Genomic DNA, 14,078 nt, shown 5'->3' on the forward strand with positions numbered 1-14,078 from the left:
CGACGGAGCTGATTCATGGCCTATCAATTCGACTTTGTGCCGGTGCTGGCCAATACCGACCTGCTGTTGCGCGGCGCCCTGTTCACCCTTGAACTGACGGCGATCGGCGCAATCCTGGGGGTGGCCCTGGGCACCGTCGGCGCAGTGGTGCGGGCGTGGAAAATCCAGCCGTTCGCCTGGTTCTTCGGGGTGTATGTCGAGTTGATCCGCAACACGCCATTTCTGGTGCAGTTGTTTTTCATCTTCTTCGGCCTGCCCTCCCTGGGGCTGAAAATCACCGAGTGGCAAGCGGCGGTATTGGCGATGGTGATCAACCTGGGCGCCTATTCCACCGAGATCATCCGCGCCGGCATCCAGGCGATTCCCAGTGGTCAGCTGGAGGCTGCCGCCGCCCTGGCGATGACGCGCTTCGAGGCGTTCCGCCACGTGGTGCTGCTGCCGGCGCTGGGCAAGGTGTGGCCGGCCCTGAGCAGCCAGATCATCATTGTGATGCTCGGCTCGGCGGTGTGTTCGCAGATCGCCACCGAAGAGCTGAGTTTTGCCGCCAACTTCATCCAGTCGCGCAACTTCCGCGCCTTTGAGACCTATGCCCTGACCACCCTGGTGTACCTGTGCATGGCGTTGATGATTCGCCAGTTGCTCAACTGGATCGGCCGCCGGTTTGTGATGAGGAACAGCCGATGAGTGATTTTTCCTTCTGGGACATCGTGCGCAACCTGCTCGTCGGCCTGCAATGGACACTGTTGCTGTCGCTGGTGGCGTTTGTGGGCGGTGGCCTGATCGGCCTGCTGGTGATGACGATGCGTATCAGCCGCAAAGCCTTCCCGCGCAATGTCGCCCGCACCTATATCGAACTGTTCCAGGGCACGCCGCTGTTGATGCAGCTGTTCCTGGTGTTTTTCGGCGTCGCCCTGCTCGGGGTGGATATCTCGCCCTGGCTGGCGGCGGCGATTGCCTTGACCTTGTTTACCAGCGCCTACCTCGCCGAGATCTGGCGCGGCTGCGTCGACTCCATCGCCCACGGGCAGTGGGAAGCCTCGGCCAGCCTGGCCCTGAGCCCGCTGGAACAGCTGCGCTACGTGATCCTGCCCCAGGCCCTGCGGATTGCCGTGGCGCCTACCGTGGGGTTCTCGGTGCAAGTGGTCAAAGGCACCGCGGTGACCTCGATCATCGGCTTCACCGAACTGACCAAGACCGGCGGCATGCTCGCCAACGCCACGTTCGAGCCCTTTATGGTCTACGGCCTGGTGGCCCTCGGTTACTTCCTGCTCTGCTACCCCTTGTCCCTCAGTGCGCGCTACCTGGAAAGGAGACTGCATGCCTCTGCTTAGAATTTCCGCCCTGCATAAGTATTACGGCGATCACCATGTGCTCAAGGGCATCGACTTGACCGTTGAAGAAGGCCAGGTCGTCGCGATCATCGGCCGCAGCGGCTCGGGCAAATCGACCTTGCTGCGCACCCTCAATGGCCTGGAGTCGATCAACGACGGCGTGATCGAAGTCGACGGCGAATACCTCGACGCCGCCCGCGCCGACCTGCGCAGCCTGCGGCAGAAAGTCGGCATGGTGTTCCAGCAGTTCAACCTGTTCCCGCACCTGACGGTGGGCGAAAACGTCATGCTCGCGCCGCAGGTGGTACAGAAAGTGCCCAAGGCCAAGGCCGCCCAGTTGGCGCGGCAGATGCTGGAACGGGTCGGCCTGGGCGAGAAGTTCGACGCCTTCCCTGATCGCCTGTCCGGTGGCCAGCAACAACGCGTCGCGATAGCCCGCGCCCTGGCCATGTCGCCCAAAGTACTGCTGTGCGACGAGATCACCTCGGCGCTGGACCCGGAACTGGTCAATGAAGTGCTTAGCGTGGTGCGCCAACTGGCCAAGGACGGCATGACCCTGATCATGGTGACCCACGAAATGCGTTTCGCCCGCGAAGTCGGGGACAAACTGGTGTTCATGCACCAGGGCAAGGTGCATGAAGTGGGCCCGCCCCAGGCGCTGTTCGCCAACCCCCGCACCCCCGAACTGGCCAACTTCATCGGCTCGGTGGGGCAGCCGGGCTGACCAGCTCGAAGGTGCCCCGCCCCTCCAGCCGCGTTTCATCGCGGACCTGCAGGGCATCGGAAGGCAGGTCGATATCGACATCGACCTGGGCCGTCAGGCGCTGGCCGACCAGCGCTTGACCTGCTGCGCGTGCCACCAGGACCTGGCCCGGCAACAACGCCCCGCTGACGGTTTCACCGGGCAAGTGCGCCACCCCCCACTCGACGGCGCGCCCATCGACCTGGGCATGCTTGAGACTCAGGCGCATACGCCCCTGGCGGTCAAACCGGAAACCTTGCCCATCCACCGCACCGATGAAGCGCAACGCTATCATCGAAGGCTGCGTACACACGACGTTCAGGTGCAGCGTGCGGGTGCCGAGGACCACGGAGGTACTTTGGACAACGGCCTCCCTGCGAATGACGCCATAGTCGAGGCGCGGCTGGCTCACGGACAACCGGCAGTTTTCAGCGCGCACGCCCTGGGCCATCAACAGCGCGCAGAACAGGACGACGCCCGCGCTTCTCCACTTAGCGGCCATGGCACACCGCCGTCGTGGTCTCATAGAACTTGTCATGGTCAGGCTGGGTTCCGGGGTCAAGGCTCAGTTGGCAGGTGGAAGAGTCCGGCAACGAAACCCGCAGGCTTTGCGACTCATTGACGTCATTCAGGAAAATCATGCCTTCGCCCACCACGCTGGTGAGGAAGCGGCCATCCTGGCCGAACACCGACGCGCCCTGGGGCAACGGCTGACCGTGCTGATCGCTGGCGGTGAGCAACACGCGGCGCACTGTCACCACATCGAACGCGACGGTATTGAAGGACCCGCGACCGGCGGCGAGCACCTGGGTGCCGTTCTTCAGGTCAACCCGCCTGGGCAACGACTGCGTCTGCACTTCGACGCGGCTGTTGGCATACGCGGGCAAGCCGGCAATCACGGCCTGCCCGGTGAAGTCGGTCCACACCGGCCCCTGGGGGGTTTCGACTTTCGCGGAGCCGATATCCCCCACGGAGACGATGCCGAACGTGTCCTGCACGGGATAGGGCGAGAAGGTCAGGCCGTTTTCGTGCGCGACGATGCCGCCTTGCAGTTGCCCCGTATAACCGGTGCCCTGGGCATCTCGGCTGACGCCCAGGCCGACGCGGGTGTAGCGCGGCAGCAGGTCCACATGGCCGCGAACCGCTTGTTCGCGGGCGCTGAGGTCGCGCTCGACACCCACCTCGTAATTCACATAGTCATTGACCCGTTCGCTGAGTGCCGTGCCAGCGCGGGACTGGTGACCACGCCGGCTGACGTAGCTGTTCACACGACGATCACCGCCCAGCGGCACGCTGATCTGCAACCGTACCGACAGATCATTGTCCACCGTGCTATCGCGCCGGCCGGCGGCAACGCTGGCGTCACGCCGTGGCCGCGTGCCGCCCACCTGCGAGTCGGCGATCAAAGCGACATCGACGTGACTGAACGACTTGTTCCACGAAGCAAATACGTGCTCGGCCGTTTGCCGGTCAAATTGCGCGCTGCGCGAATAACCCAGGGAGAACACGCCCAAGGTTGGATCGGCCCAGCTCATGCCCGCCGTGTACTGGTTCTTGAAGCGCGAACCCAACTCGTCGGCCTTGAACGAGCGGCCCGCTTCAAGCACCTCGCGATACCCCCGGGTCTGGGTGGTGGCGCTGAAGTTGACGTCTATATTGGCGTAGACCGGGCTGCTCGCGGACACGCTGCTACGCGAACCCGACACCGCGTTACGGCCGTCTCGGGACACATTGTGGCGAGCGCCAACCGCAACCCGTTGGAAAAAGACGCTGCTCAGGGTGCCGCCTGCCGACCAGTATTCATCGGTGCTCAATAAGCCAAACCCCGCCGACGAATCACGCCCCAGGCCCCAGGTGCCGCTGCCCATGGCGACCACCGGCGACGGCGCCTGCGCGTCGTTGTTTTCGCGCACCTTGCCGAGCGAAAAATAATAGCCAGGCACCGCCGGGGCTGCCCCCGCGAACGAAGCCGCCGGCACCACGAAACTGCGCTTGGCGCCGCGTACATCGATCACGCTGACTTCGAGGTCGCTGGTGCCATTGAGCAAAGGCAACCCGGTCAGCCGGAAGGGGCCTTCGGGCACCAGCGTGCTATGGATCAGCACGCCAGACTGGCGCACTTCAATCCGCGACTGACTCTGGGCCAGCCCCTCGACCACCGCATTATTGCCGCCCGCCGGCACCCGCGACTGGCCATCGGGGGAAAACTGCACACCGGACAACTGGATGCCGCCAAACAGCGGATTGTTGCTGGAGAGCTGGCCCACCTGGAACGTCGATCGCAGCGCGGCCAGATCCCGCTGGGCGAAGGCGTACAGGTGTTCGGTGCGCGCGTCGCCATTGTCGGACACATAGAATTGGCGGCTGCGGACAATCCAGTCGCCCAGGTTGAAGCCTGCTTCGGTGTAGGCCGACACGAACCGGCTGGACTCACTGCGCGAACGGTTGTCGAAACCCAGCACGTCATAGTTGAACATCGCCGCTGCGCCACCCTGGGCAAAGTCCCCGGCCTCCCACTGGGGTTCACGCAATGACTGGGTCGGCACCACCAGTGCCACCTCATCGATGCCGGGCCGGAGCCGAACCATCGTCGTCGGGAAGGCGCCCAGAAAGTCATGGCAGGCCTGGTCCGGTGACACGCCTTTGCGGACAACGGCGCGGGGCTGCACCAACCCGGCTTTCTCGAGCAAGCCCGGGGTGAAACACAATTGCCCCTGTGCGTCGAACCGCGCATCGACTGACCCGAGCGGGTTCCCGTTGACCCGCAGCCCCACCACCTGGACGCCTTCGCGAAAACGCGCCGCACTGCGGAAGTAGTCGGAGACCTTCGGGTCAATACCGTGGGTGGTCAGTGCCGCGAGGTCGAAACCCTCGCCCAACTCCAGAGCTGGAGCCAGGCCGGGCAAGCTCCACAGGGTCGCAAACCCGATGAGCAGCGTGGGGCGGCGAGACCGGATGGAAACCGCAGGCGTATTACTCGACAGGTTTTTCATAAGCCGCTCAACCCCCATCGGTACTGATCGGGGCGCGGTAGCTGTCCACCGAAAACCCATAGACCGTGGCGGGCTGGATCTCGACTTCGGCCAAGCCGTCCAATGTTCCGTCAACCTTCGCCGTCAACGCCTCCCCCGGCAAAATGTAAGCACGCGGCAACGTCGCCAGAACCCGTTGGGGCAGCAACTGCACCTCCGGCGCCAGGCGCACCACATAAGCACTGTCGTTGTGAACAGCGAGCCTCTCTCCTGCCCGCCGCCACTTCAGCAGCTCCCAGGGCGTGTGATGTTGAGGCAAGCCTTTGGGGTGCAGGATCAGCGGCAGATTCTGCCGAAGGGTGATACCGATGGTCGCACCCCCTGCGGCACGCGCCTGCGGAATACCCTCGAAGGACACACGCTTCAAGCGCTGGGTCTTCAGCGGTGCTTCCAAGGTGCTGATGAAACGCACCAACTGGGTTTCACCGGGTTCCACACGCGCAATAGGCGGCGTGACAATCAATAGGGGCTCTACGTCTTCGGGCACGTTCAGTACGACTGAATGAAGCAGCGCCGGCCCCGAATCGGTGTTCTTGATATTTATCGTGGCCTCGCCTTGTTCCTCATAAAGAACCACAACCGAGGTTTCCGGCAACATTCCGTCCGCCAATACCATGCCGGTAAAACACAGGCACACACTTGCACACAACAACAGCAGATTATTTATTACTGAAAGACTACGCACTCAGTGTTCCCCGCAGACCATGAAGTTGGCAATTGATAGCCAAGCACCCACATGAAAACAGCCGATCAGAACGCGTGCGTTCTTTGATCGGCTGTATTTCAGCCGCTTAGAGGTAAACCAAAGTAAGCGTTGCGCGACCATCAAGAGTAACGTCGCGAGCCAGGTTCAAGTCTTGGCCTTTGTTGATCACGGCCCGTACTGCAATAGTCCCGGTCAGTTGAGAGAGTTCGGCCGGAATGAGCGAAGTGCCACTGCGCCACGAAGATTGGTTAGGCGATTTCGCGACTTTGCCATCACTGCTCTGCCAGGCCGCGCCTTCGCCGACACGTGTAATAGCCGTCAGCGTTTTGCTCGGCGACCTGAGGTCCCTGAGCGTAACCGCATAGCCACCGGTATTTTTGCCAGCGACCGAACCCAAGCCGAAGTTATGCACCTCGGTATAGCCTGCGCCAAGGGCACTGAGGATGCCCGTTACCCTGCTGCCGGCCTGCAGGTCGGTGAATGTCAGCCCGAACGGAGCGCTGCCGGTGCCGCAATTGACGGACAGGGGCGTGGTCATTTCCCGAAGCGGGTTGAACGCCGTCTGGGAGAGTTGGCCCGAAGGAATATCGCCGTAATTGATAATGCCGCCGCCAGTCATGCTGAGGTTGCAGGCAGCGGGTTTGATCGTGCCCCTGACGACCAGTTCGGCACTGGTGGATGCGTTAGCACTGATGGCCGCAGCCAGGCAAGCGAGACCGAGAGTCAATCCAACAATTTTTTTCATATTCGACCTGTCACTGAAAGTTATCAGGCGTTCTTTATTTATCTCTCGGCAAGTCCAGCGCCAAACGGCTTATTTCTCCGGACCTGCACGACTATAAATAAATAACACCCAGGCAATATTGCCGGATGACAGTCTGTCGCTTTGGCACTTCATTAAAGAATCAGATAACACATCAGTTAGTGTGGGAGCCGTAAAAACAAAGAGTCGCCTTTACCCGACCGCGAGGTAGTCCTAAACAAAAAAACCAAAGGAACATCAACAAGCACTCTGTAGGGAAAATCATAAAAAGCTTTACAACAACAACTAGTTAAAAACTCCTACAAAACTAAAACCCCATTCATTGGATATTTAGAAACCCACCCTACATTTCCCACAAGAATTCCTCGCAGACACCCTTAGGAAAATTACCGGAGCGCTACGCGTTGGCTCCAGCGGTCGATCGTGGCACGATGGTCAGGTTATCGACCGAGACCCTCTAACCATGCCGCAATCCCAAGCCAAGAATCTGTCCCTGATCGCCGCCATCGACCTGGGCTCCAACAGCTTTCATATGGTCGTGGCCAAGGCCCAGAACGGCGAAATCCGCATCCTTGAGCGGCTAGGCGAAAAAGTCCAACTGGCTGCCGGAATCGACGACGCGCGCCAGCTCAATGAAGAATCCATGCAGCGCGGGCTCGATTGCCTCAAGCGGTTTGCCCAGTTGATCAACGGCATGCCCCCGGGTGCTGTGCGAATCGTCGGCACCAACGCGTTGCGCGAAGCCCGTAACCGGGGCGAATTCATCCGCCGCGCCGAGGAGATCCTCGGGCACCCGGTGGAAGTCATCTCCGGACGCGAAGAAGCGCGCCTGATCTACCTCGGCGTGTCCCACACCCTGGCCGACACCCCCGGCAAGCGCCTGGTGGCGGACATCGGCGGCGGCAGTACCGAATTCATCATCGGCCAGCGCTTCGAGCCGCTGCTGCGCGAAAGCCTGCAGATGGGCTGCGTCAGCTATACCCAGCGTTATTTCAAGGACGGCAAGATCACCCCGGCGCGTTATGCCCAGGCCTACACGGCGGCGCGGCTGGAGATCATGAGCATCGAGCACGCCCTGCATCGCCTGTCGTGGGATGAAGCGATCGGCTCGTCCGGCACCATCCGTGCCATCGGCCTGGCCTTGAAAGCCGGCGGCCATGGCACCGGCGAGGTCAACGCCGAAGGCCTGGCGTGGCTCAAGCGCAAGCTGTTCAAGCTGGGAGATGCCGAAAAAATCGACTTCGATGGCATCAAGCCCGACCGCCGCACGATTTTCCCGGCGGGCCTGGCGATTCTCGAAGCGATCTTCGACGCCCTCGAACTGCAACGCATGGACCACTGCGACGGCGCCCTGCGCGAAGGTGTGCTTTACGACCTGCTCGGCCGTCATCACCATGAGGACGTGCGTGAGCGCACCCTCAGCTCGTTGATGGAGCGCTATCACGCCGATCTGGAACAAGCGGCCCGCGTGGAACGCAAAGCCCTGCATGCCTTCGACCAGGTGGCCGCGGACTGGGACCTGGAAGACGGTGTATGGCGCGAACTGCTGGGCTGGGCGGCCAAGGTGCATGAAGTGGGCCTGGATATCGCCCACTACCATTACCACAAGCACGGCGCCTACCTGATCGAGCACTCCGACCTGGCCGGTTTCTCCCGGGAAGACCAGCAGATGCTCGCGCTGCTGGTACGCGGCCATCGCCGCAATATCCCCAAGGACAAGTTCGCCGAATTCGGTGACGAAGGCATCAAGCTGATCCGCCTGTGCGTGCTGCTGCGCTTTGCGATCCTGTTCCACCACATCCGTGGCACCCAGGAAATGCCCCAGGTGACCCTGCGCGCCAGCGGCGACAGCCTCGACGTGGTGTTCCCGGAAGGCTGGCTGGAGGAAAACCAGCTGACCCAGGCGGACTTCGCCCAGGAAGCGGAGTGGCTGACGCGGGTGGGCTTCAGCCTGAACGTGCGCTAAAGAACACCGAAAATACATGTGGGAGGGGCGGTGCGACGATTCGACTTGCCCCCGATGGCGGTGTGTCAGTCACTTGGTACTTTGACTGAACTGCCGCCATCGGGGGCAAGCCCCCTCCCACATTAGGTCGGTTAATTCACCGCGAGAATCGGGCTACCCAGCCTCTCCAGCAAGGTGGCCTGGGCGCTGCGCGGGTTCTGGTTGCCGGTCGGCGTGTTGCGCACGTAGCGGCCGTCCGACTGCAGGCTCCAGCTGTGGGTGTTATCGGTGAGATAACTTTCCAGCTCTTTCTTGACCCGCATGATCAGCTTCTTGCCTTCCACCGGGAAGCACGTCTCCACGCGCTTGTCGAGGTTGCGCTCCATCCAGTCGGCGCTGGAGAGGTACATCTGCTCCTCCCCGCCGTTGAGGAAGTAGAACACCCGCGTGTGCTCCAGGAAGCGCCCGATGATCGAGCGCACATGGATGTTGTGCGAGACCCCGGCGATGCCCGGCCGCAGGCAGCACATGCCGCGTACCACCAGGTCGATACGCACGCCGGACTGGCTGGCCTTGTACAGCGCGCGGATGATCTTCGGATCGGTCAGCGAGTTGAACTTGGCGATGATGTGCGCCGGTTTGCCGTCGAGCGCGAACTGGGTCTCGCGGGCGATCATGTCGAGCATGCCCTTCTTCAGGGTGAACGGCGCATGCAGCAGCTTCTTCATGCGCAACGTCTTACCCATGCCGATCAACTGGCTGAACAACTTGCCGACGTCTTCACACAAGGCGTCGTCGGAGGTCAGCAGGCTGTAGTCGGTGTAGAGCTTGGCGTTACCGGCGTGATAGTTGCCGGTGCCCAAGTGCGCGTAACGCACGATCTCACCGGCTTCGCGGCGCAGGATCAGCATCATCTTGGCGTGGGTCTTGAACCCGACCACACCGTAGATCACCACCGCGCCGGCCGCTTGCAGGCGGCTGGCCAGTTGCAGGTTGGACTCTTCGTCGAAGCGCGCGCGCAGTTCGATCACCGCGGTGACTTCCTTGCCGTTACGCGCAGCGTCCACCAGGGCGTCGACGATCTCCGAGTTGGCGCCGCTGCGGTACAGGGTCTGGCGCACGGCGAGTACATGCGGGTCCTTGGCGGCCTGGCGCAACAGGTCGACCACCGGGGTGAAGGACTCGAACGGGTGCAGCAACAGGATGTCCTGCTTGCTGACCACGCTGAAAATGTTTTCGCTGTTTTGCAGCAGTTTCGGGATCTGCGGCGTGAACGGCGTGTATTGCAGCTCCGGGTGGCTGTCCAGGCCGGTGATGCTGAACAGACGCGTCAAGTTGACCGGGCCGTTGACCTGGTACAGCTCGCTCTCGCCGAGGTTGAACTGCTTGAGCAGGTAGTCCGACAGATGTTTCGGGCAGGTGTCGGCCACTTCCAGACGCACCGCATCGCCGTAGCGCCGCGAGAACAGCTCGCCACGCAGGGCGCGGGCCAAGTCTTCGACGTCTTCGGAGTCCAGCGCCAGGTCGGCGTTACGGGTCAGGCGGAACTGGTAGCAGCCCTTGACCTTCATGCCCTGGAACAGGTCATCGGCGTGCGCGTGGATCATCGACGACAGGAATACATAGTTATCGCCAGCGCCCCCCACCTCTTCCGGTACCTTGATGATCCGTGGCAGCAGACGCGGTGCCGGGATGATCGCCAGGCCGGAATCGCGACCGAAGGCGTCGATACCTTCAAGCTCAACGATGAAGTTCAGGCTCTTGTTGACCAGCAACGGGAACGGGTGAGTCGGGTCGAGACCGATCGGCGTGATGATCGGCGCGATCTCGTCGCGGAAGTAGCGACGCACCCAGGTCTTGATCTTGGTGGTCCAGTGACGGCGACGGATGAAGCGGACCTGATGTTTTTCCAGTTCCGGCAGCAGGATGTCGTTGAGGATCGCGTATTGGCGATCCACATGCCCGTGTACCAGCTCGCTGATGCGCGCCAGGGCTTGATGCGGTTGCAGGCCATCGGCGCCGGCTTGTTCACGGGCGAAGGTGATCTGCTTCTTGAGGCCGGCGACGCGGATCTCGAAGAACTCGTCCAGGTTGCTGGAGAAAATCAGCAGGAATTTCAGGCGTTCCAGCAACGGGTAGGACTCATCCAGCGCCTGTTCCAGCACGCGGATGTTGAATTGCAGTTGTGACAACTCACGGTGGATGTACAGGCTGCTGTCATCCAGGTTGGTCACCACGGCAGGCGCTGGCGCCGGGGCCGGCGCTTCGGCGACCACCACCGGCGGCGCCGGCTCCGGCACCGGCGGGGTCTCGGCGACGGATTCGACCACCGGGTGGGCGTCTTTTACGGCAACTTCTGAGAGTCCTTCGGTATTCATCGAGTGTTCCTGTGAGGGCTATTGTTGCTCTCTAAGCAATTGGGCAGCGCGGGCGGCGAAGTAGGTCAGAATGCCATCAGCGCCAGCACGTTTAAAGGCTGTCAGGGATTCGAGGATCACCCCTTCACTCAACCAACCATTCTGGATCGCGGCCATGTGCATGGCGTATTCACCGCTGACCTGATAGACAAAGGTCGGCACCTTGAATTCCTCTTTGACCCGATAAAGGATGTCCAGGTAAGGCATCCCGGGCTTGACCATCACCATGTCGGCGCCTTCGGCCAGGTCGGCGGCCACTTCGTGCAGGGCTTCATGGCTGTTGGCCGGGTCCATCTGGTACGAGGCTTTGTTGGCCTTGCCCAGGTTCAGGGCCGAGCCCACCGCATCGCGGAACGGACCATAGTAGGCACTGGCGTATTTGGCCGAGTAGGCCATGATCCGCACATTGACGTGGCCGGCCAGCTCCAGGGCTTCGCGGATCGCCTGGATGCGGCCGTCCATCATGTCCGACGGCGCGACCACCTGGGCCCCGGCGGCGGCATGAGACAAGGCTTGCTTGACCAGCGCGTCGACGGTGATGTCGTTCTGCACGTAGCCGTCTTCATCCAGGATGCCATCCTGCCCGTGGGTGGTGAACGGGTCCAGGGCCACATCGGTGATCACCCCCAATTCCGGGAAGCGCTCACGCAACGCACGGGTGGCGCGCTGGGCGATCCCTTGCGGGTTCCAGGCTTCGGCGGCATCGAGGGACTTGAGTTCAGCAGGCGTAACGGGGAACAGCGCCAGCGCCGGAATCCCCAACTCGACCCAGTTCGCCGCCTCTTCCAGCAGCAAATCAATGGTCAAGCGCTCGACACCCGGCATCGACGCCACGGCTTCCCGACGGTTTTCCCCGTCCAGCACAAAGACCGGCAGGATCAGATCATTCGTGGTCAGTACGTTTTCACGGACCAGACGGCGAGAAAAATCATCACGACGGTTGCGACGCAGACGGGTCGCGGGAAACAGGCGATTGGCAGGGGTAAAGCTCACGACAGACTCCTGAGCCCGCGTTTACGGGCGAGTGTTGCAGTTATAAGCGGCCATTATGACGAAGGTATGACAGTTGTGCTTAACGATGCGACCTGTAGTCGCATTCGGCGTTTCTGTAGGAATTGTTCACTTCGTGACACATCTCGATACTTTCATGAATGATCGCGAAGGCGTAGGCTGCGCGTTCATTTCGCCAGCACCCAGACCATGCTTCAACAATTTCTGCATGACTTCGGCTACTTTGCCCTCTTCCTCGGGACGTTCTTCGAAGGCGAGACCATACTCGTTCTCGCAGGCTTCCTGGCGTTCCGTGGGTACATGGATATCAACCTGGTGGTGGTCGTTGCTTTTTTTGGCAGCTACGCCGGCGACCAGCTTTGGTATTACATGGGGCGCAAGCACGGCCGCAAACTGTTGGCACGTAAACCGCGCTGGCAATTGATGGGCGACAAAGCCCTGGAACATATCCGCAAGCACCCGGATATCTGGGTGTTGAGCTTCCGCTTTGTCTACGGATTGCGCACGGTGATGCCCGTGGCGATTGGCCTGTCCGGCTATCCGCCCTTGCGCTACCTGTTACTCAACGGCATTGGCGCGGCGGTCTGGGCGGCGGCGCTCGGCGCGGCGGCGTACCATTTCGGCGCGGTGCTGGAAGGCATGCTGGGCAGCATCAAGAAGTACGAGCTGTGGGTGCTGGGTGCGTTGTTACTGCTGGGCCTGGTTCTCTGGCTGCGGCGGCGGTTCAAGAACGCGCGCATCGCCCGTCAAGCCTGTGCCGACGCCAAGGCCCGACTGGCGGCCGCACAACTGAGTGAGACCAGCCCGGCCGAGCCGCCTAAGACGCCAGTCGAGTAAGCCGACCTCGGCAGCAGTAGAGGCCAATCAGGCTCAACAAGCTGTAGCTCAACAGGCCCGGCCAGCCCAGGTGGCTGGCCGGCCAAAGCCCGACCAGCGGCGCCAGCCATACCAGCGGCACATTCAGGCCCAGGCGCACCAGTTCCGCCTTCAACGCCCACGGGCGGTTCTCCAGGGCGACGCCCAGGCTGAACAGACCCAACGCCATTGCACTCCAGCCCAGCACCAACGCCGCCGTGGGCAGCCCTTCGCCGACGTTCATCAGATAACTGCCAAACCCCACATACACCGCGAATTGCAGGGCGACGTACACCTGTTGCCGCGTATCCAGCGGCACCTCGAATTTGCGGAACTGGCTCAAGTCCGGCTTGGTCAACGGGTAGTTGGCCTTCACGTCGGCCGGCCGCCAGCCGGTACGCATGAACCAGATGCGCAGCTTGTCCCAACGGCTTTGCGTGCGCCGCGCGTCACTCCACAACTGCGCATAGAACTGCAGGTTGGCCCACAGCGGGTTCCAACTGGCCAAGGGGGTGGTGACGCCAAAGATCACCGGCTCGTTTTCGTCTTCTTCCTGAAACGAGCCAAACAGCCGGTCCCAAATAATGAACACCCCGCCGTAGTTGCGATCCATGTAGAGAGCGTTCTGTGCATGGTGGGCCCGATGATTGGACGGGGTGACGAAGAACCACTCGAACCAGCCGAGCTTGGGCACATGGCGGGTGTGGACCCAGAATTGATACAGCAGGTTGAGCGAAGCTACGCTGATGAACACCACCAGCGGCACGCCGAGCACGGCCAGAGGCAGATAGAAGATCCAGCTCAGCAGAAAGCCGGTGCTGGTCTGGCGCAAGGCGGTGGTGAGGTTGTAGTCCTCGCTCTGGTGATGCACCGAATGCGCGGCCCACAGGATATTGCGCTCGTGACCGCAGCGATGCAGCCAGTAATAGCAGAAGTCGTAGAACACAAAGGCGAACACCCAGGTCCAGACGCTCTCGGCCGACAGCTCGATCAGCGCCAGGTGCTTGAGGGCGAATGCGTAGGTCAGCAATCCCACGCCCTTGGTCAGCAGCCCGGTGGTGGTGGACAGCACGCCAGTGCTGAGGCTGTTGATGGCATCCGCCACCCGATAATTGCGCGCGCCGCGCCAACGGTCTACGAGCAGTTCAACCACGATCAAGGCGATGAAAAACGGTACCGCGTAAGGCACGAAGTCCATGGGCTAGTCCGGTCTGTTTTTATTGCATCAAGATTAGGGGCTGCGGCGAGAGTTCCCATTGGCAACAGATGACAAATT

12 protein-coding genes are annotated in these 14,078 nt (G+C 61.7%); 5 read left to right on the forward strand and 7 right to left on the reverse strand.

Features of this window, described 5'->3' with window-relative positions; translation table 11 throughout:
• Window positions 1–15: 15 nt before the first annotated feature.
• Genes ACP7E3_RS01730 through ACP7E3_RS01740 form a run of 3 tightly spaced genes read left to right on the forward strand, consistent with a single transcriptional unit; the run spans window position 16 to window position 2,055 of the window.
• Window positions 16–684, forward strand: a complete 669-nt coding sequence (locus ACP7E3_RS01730) for an amino acid ABC transporter permease (protein WP_046381687.1) — start codon at window positions 16–18, stop codon at window positions 682–684.
• Entirely contained in the window at window positions 681–1,331 is a 651-nt protein-coding gene (locus ACP7E3_RS01735) for an amino acid ABC transporter permease (protein ID WP_046381686.1), read from the forward strand. The genes ACP7E3_RS01730 and ACP7E3_RS01735 overlap by 4 nt, the downstream gene beginning before the upstream one ends.
• Complete coding sequence (locus ACP7E3_RS01740) at window positions 1,318–2,055, forward strand: amino acid ABC transporter ATP-binding protein (protein WP_017845136.1); 738 nt, start codon at window positions 1,318–1,320, stop codon at window positions 2,053–2,055. Before ACP7E3_RS01735 ends, ACP7E3_RS01740 begins: the two co-directional genes overlap by 14 nt.
• On the opposite strand, the gene ACP7E3_RS01745 is transcribed toward ACP7E3_RS01740, so the two are convergent.
• The 4 genes from ACP7E3_RS01745 to ACP7E3_RS01760 all read right to left on the reverse strand — a co-directional run bounded on the left by ACP7E3_RS01745 (window position 2,027) and on the right by ACP7E3_RS01760 (window position 6,556).
• Entirely contained in the window at window positions 2,027–2,575 is a 549-nt protein-coding gene (locus tag ACP7E3_RS01745; RefSeq protein WP_128192380.1) for a hypothetical protein, read from the reverse strand. The genes ACP7E3_RS01740 and ACP7E3_RS01745 overlap by 29 nt on opposite strands.
• A complete protein-coding gene (locus ACP7E3_RS01750; protein WP_206614657.1) occupies window positions 2,565–5,066 on the reverse strand; it encodes a fimbria/pilus outer membrane usher protein in 2,502 nt (833 codons plus the stop codon). Before ACP7E3_RS01750 ends, ACP7E3_RS01745 begins: the two co-directional genes overlap by 11 nt.
• A 7-nt stretch (window positions 5,067–5,073) precedes the next feature.
• Window positions 5,074–5,790, reverse strand: coding sequence for a fimbria/pilus chaperone family protein (locus tag ACP7E3_RS01755; protein WP_206614658.1), 717 nt, complete (start codon window positions 5,788–5,790; stop codon window positions 5,074–5,076).
• A gap of 106 nt (window positions 5,791–5,896) precedes the next feature.
• Entirely contained in the window at window positions 5,897–6,556 is a 660-nt protein-coding gene (locus tag ACP7E3_RS01760; protein WP_046381682.1) for a DUF1120 domain-containing protein, read from the reverse strand.
• Window positions 6,557–7,037: 481 nt separating this feature from the next.
• On the opposite strand from ACP7E3_RS01760, the gene ppx reads away from it, so the two are divergent.
• A complete protein-coding gene (gene ppx / locus ACP7E3_RS01765; protein WP_017845141.1) occupies window positions 7,038–8,540 on the forward strand; it encodes an exopolyphosphatase in 1,503 nt (500 codons plus the stop codon).
• A 131-nt stretch (window positions 8,541–8,671) separates the two neighbouring features.
• On the opposite strand, the gene ppk1 is transcribed toward ppx, so the two are convergent.
• Window positions 8,672–10,897 carry a polyphosphate kinase 1 gene (gene ppk1 / locus ACP7E3_RS01770; protein ID WP_046381681.1) on the reverse strand — a complete coding sequence of 742 codons (2,226 nt, stop codon included), beginning with the start codon at window positions 10,895–10,897 and terminating at the stop codon, window positions 8,672–8,674.
• Between the two features lie 18 nt (window positions 10,898–10,915).
• Window positions 10,916–11,929 carry a porphobilinogen synthase gene (hemB, locus tag ACP7E3_RS01775; protein WP_057003998.1) on the reverse strand — a complete coding sequence of 338 codons (1,014 nt, stop codon included), beginning with the start codon at window positions 11,927–11,929 and terminating at the stop codon, window positions 10,916–10,918.
• 207 nt (window positions 11,930–12,136) lie between these two features.
• On the opposite strand from hemB, the gene ACP7E3_RS01780 reads away from it, so the two are divergent.
• The gene (locus tag ACP7E3_RS01780) at window positions 12,137–12,784 is read left to right on the forward strand and encodes a DedA family protein (protein ID WP_017845144.1); all 648 of its coding nucleotides are present in this window, start codon (window positions 12,137–12,139) and stop codon (window positions 12,782–12,784) included.
• On the opposite strand, the gene ACP7E3_RS01785 is transcribed toward ACP7E3_RS01780, so the two are convergent.
• Window positions 12,765–14,000: a sterol desaturase family protein gene (locus ACP7E3_RS01785; RefSeq protein ID WP_046381679.1), complete on the reverse strand. Its 1,236-nt coding sequence runs from the start codon at window positions 13,998–14,000 to the stop codon at window positions 12,765–12,767. The two genes, ACP7E3_RS01780 and ACP7E3_RS01785, sit on opposite strands and share 20 nt — an antisense overlap.
• Window positions 14,001–14,078 lie beyond the last annotated feature (78 nt).

This window comes from Pseudomonas sp. PSPC2-3, from assembly GCF_049898265.1.
In the GTDB taxonomy this organism is placed as follows: domain Bacteria; phylum Pseudomonadota; class Gammaproteobacteria; order Pseudomonadales; family Pseudomonadaceae; genus Aquipseudomonas; species Aquipseudomonas veronii.

What these genes read in the sequence shown, in the direction of transcription:
- ppk1 (WP_046381681.1), bottom strand. Translation starts at nt 10,897, where the DNA reads ATGAATACCGAAGGACTCTCAGAAGTTGCCGTAAAAGACGCCCACCCG.
- ACP7E3_RS01730 (WP_046381687.1), top strand. Translation starts at nt 16, where the DNA reads ATGGCCTATCAATTCGACTTTGTGCCGGTGCTGGCCAATACCGACCTG.
- ACP7E3_RS01745 (WP_128192380.1), bottom strand. Translation starts at nt 2,575, where the DNA reads ATGGCCGCTAAGTGGAGAAGCGCGGGCGTCGTCCTGTTCTGCGCGCTG.
- ACP7E3_RS01780 (WP_017845144.1), top strand. Translation starts at nt 12,137, where the DNA reads ATGCTTCAACAATTTCTGCATGACTTCGGCTACTTTGCCCTCTTCCTC.
- ACP7E3_RS01760 (WP_046381682.1), bottom strand. Translation starts at nt 6,556, where the DNA reads ATGAAAAAAATTGTTGGATTGACTCTCGGTCTCGCTTGCCTGGCTGCG.
- ACP7E3_RS01785 (WP_046381679.1), bottom strand. Translation starts at nt 14,000, where the DNA reads ATGGACTTCGTGCCTTACGCGGTACCGTTTTTCATCGCCTTGATCGTG.
- ACP7E3_RS01740 (WP_017845136.1), top strand. Translation starts at nt 1,318, where the DNA reads ATGCCTCTGCTTAGAATTTCCGCCCTGCATAAGTATTACGGCGATCAC.
- ppx (WP_017845141.1), top strand. Translation starts at nt 7,038, where the DNA reads ATGCCGCAATCCCAAGCCAAGAATCTGTCCCTGATCGCCGCCATCGAC.
- ACP7E3_RS01750 (WP_206614657.1), bottom strand. Translation starts at nt 5,066, where the DNA reads ATGAAAAACCTGTCGAGTAATACGCCTGCGGTTTCCATCCGGTCTCGC.
- ACP7E3_RS01735 (WP_046381686.1), top strand. Translation starts at nt 681, where the DNA reads ATGAGTGATTTTTCCTTCTGGGACATCGTGCGCAACCTGCTCGTCGGC.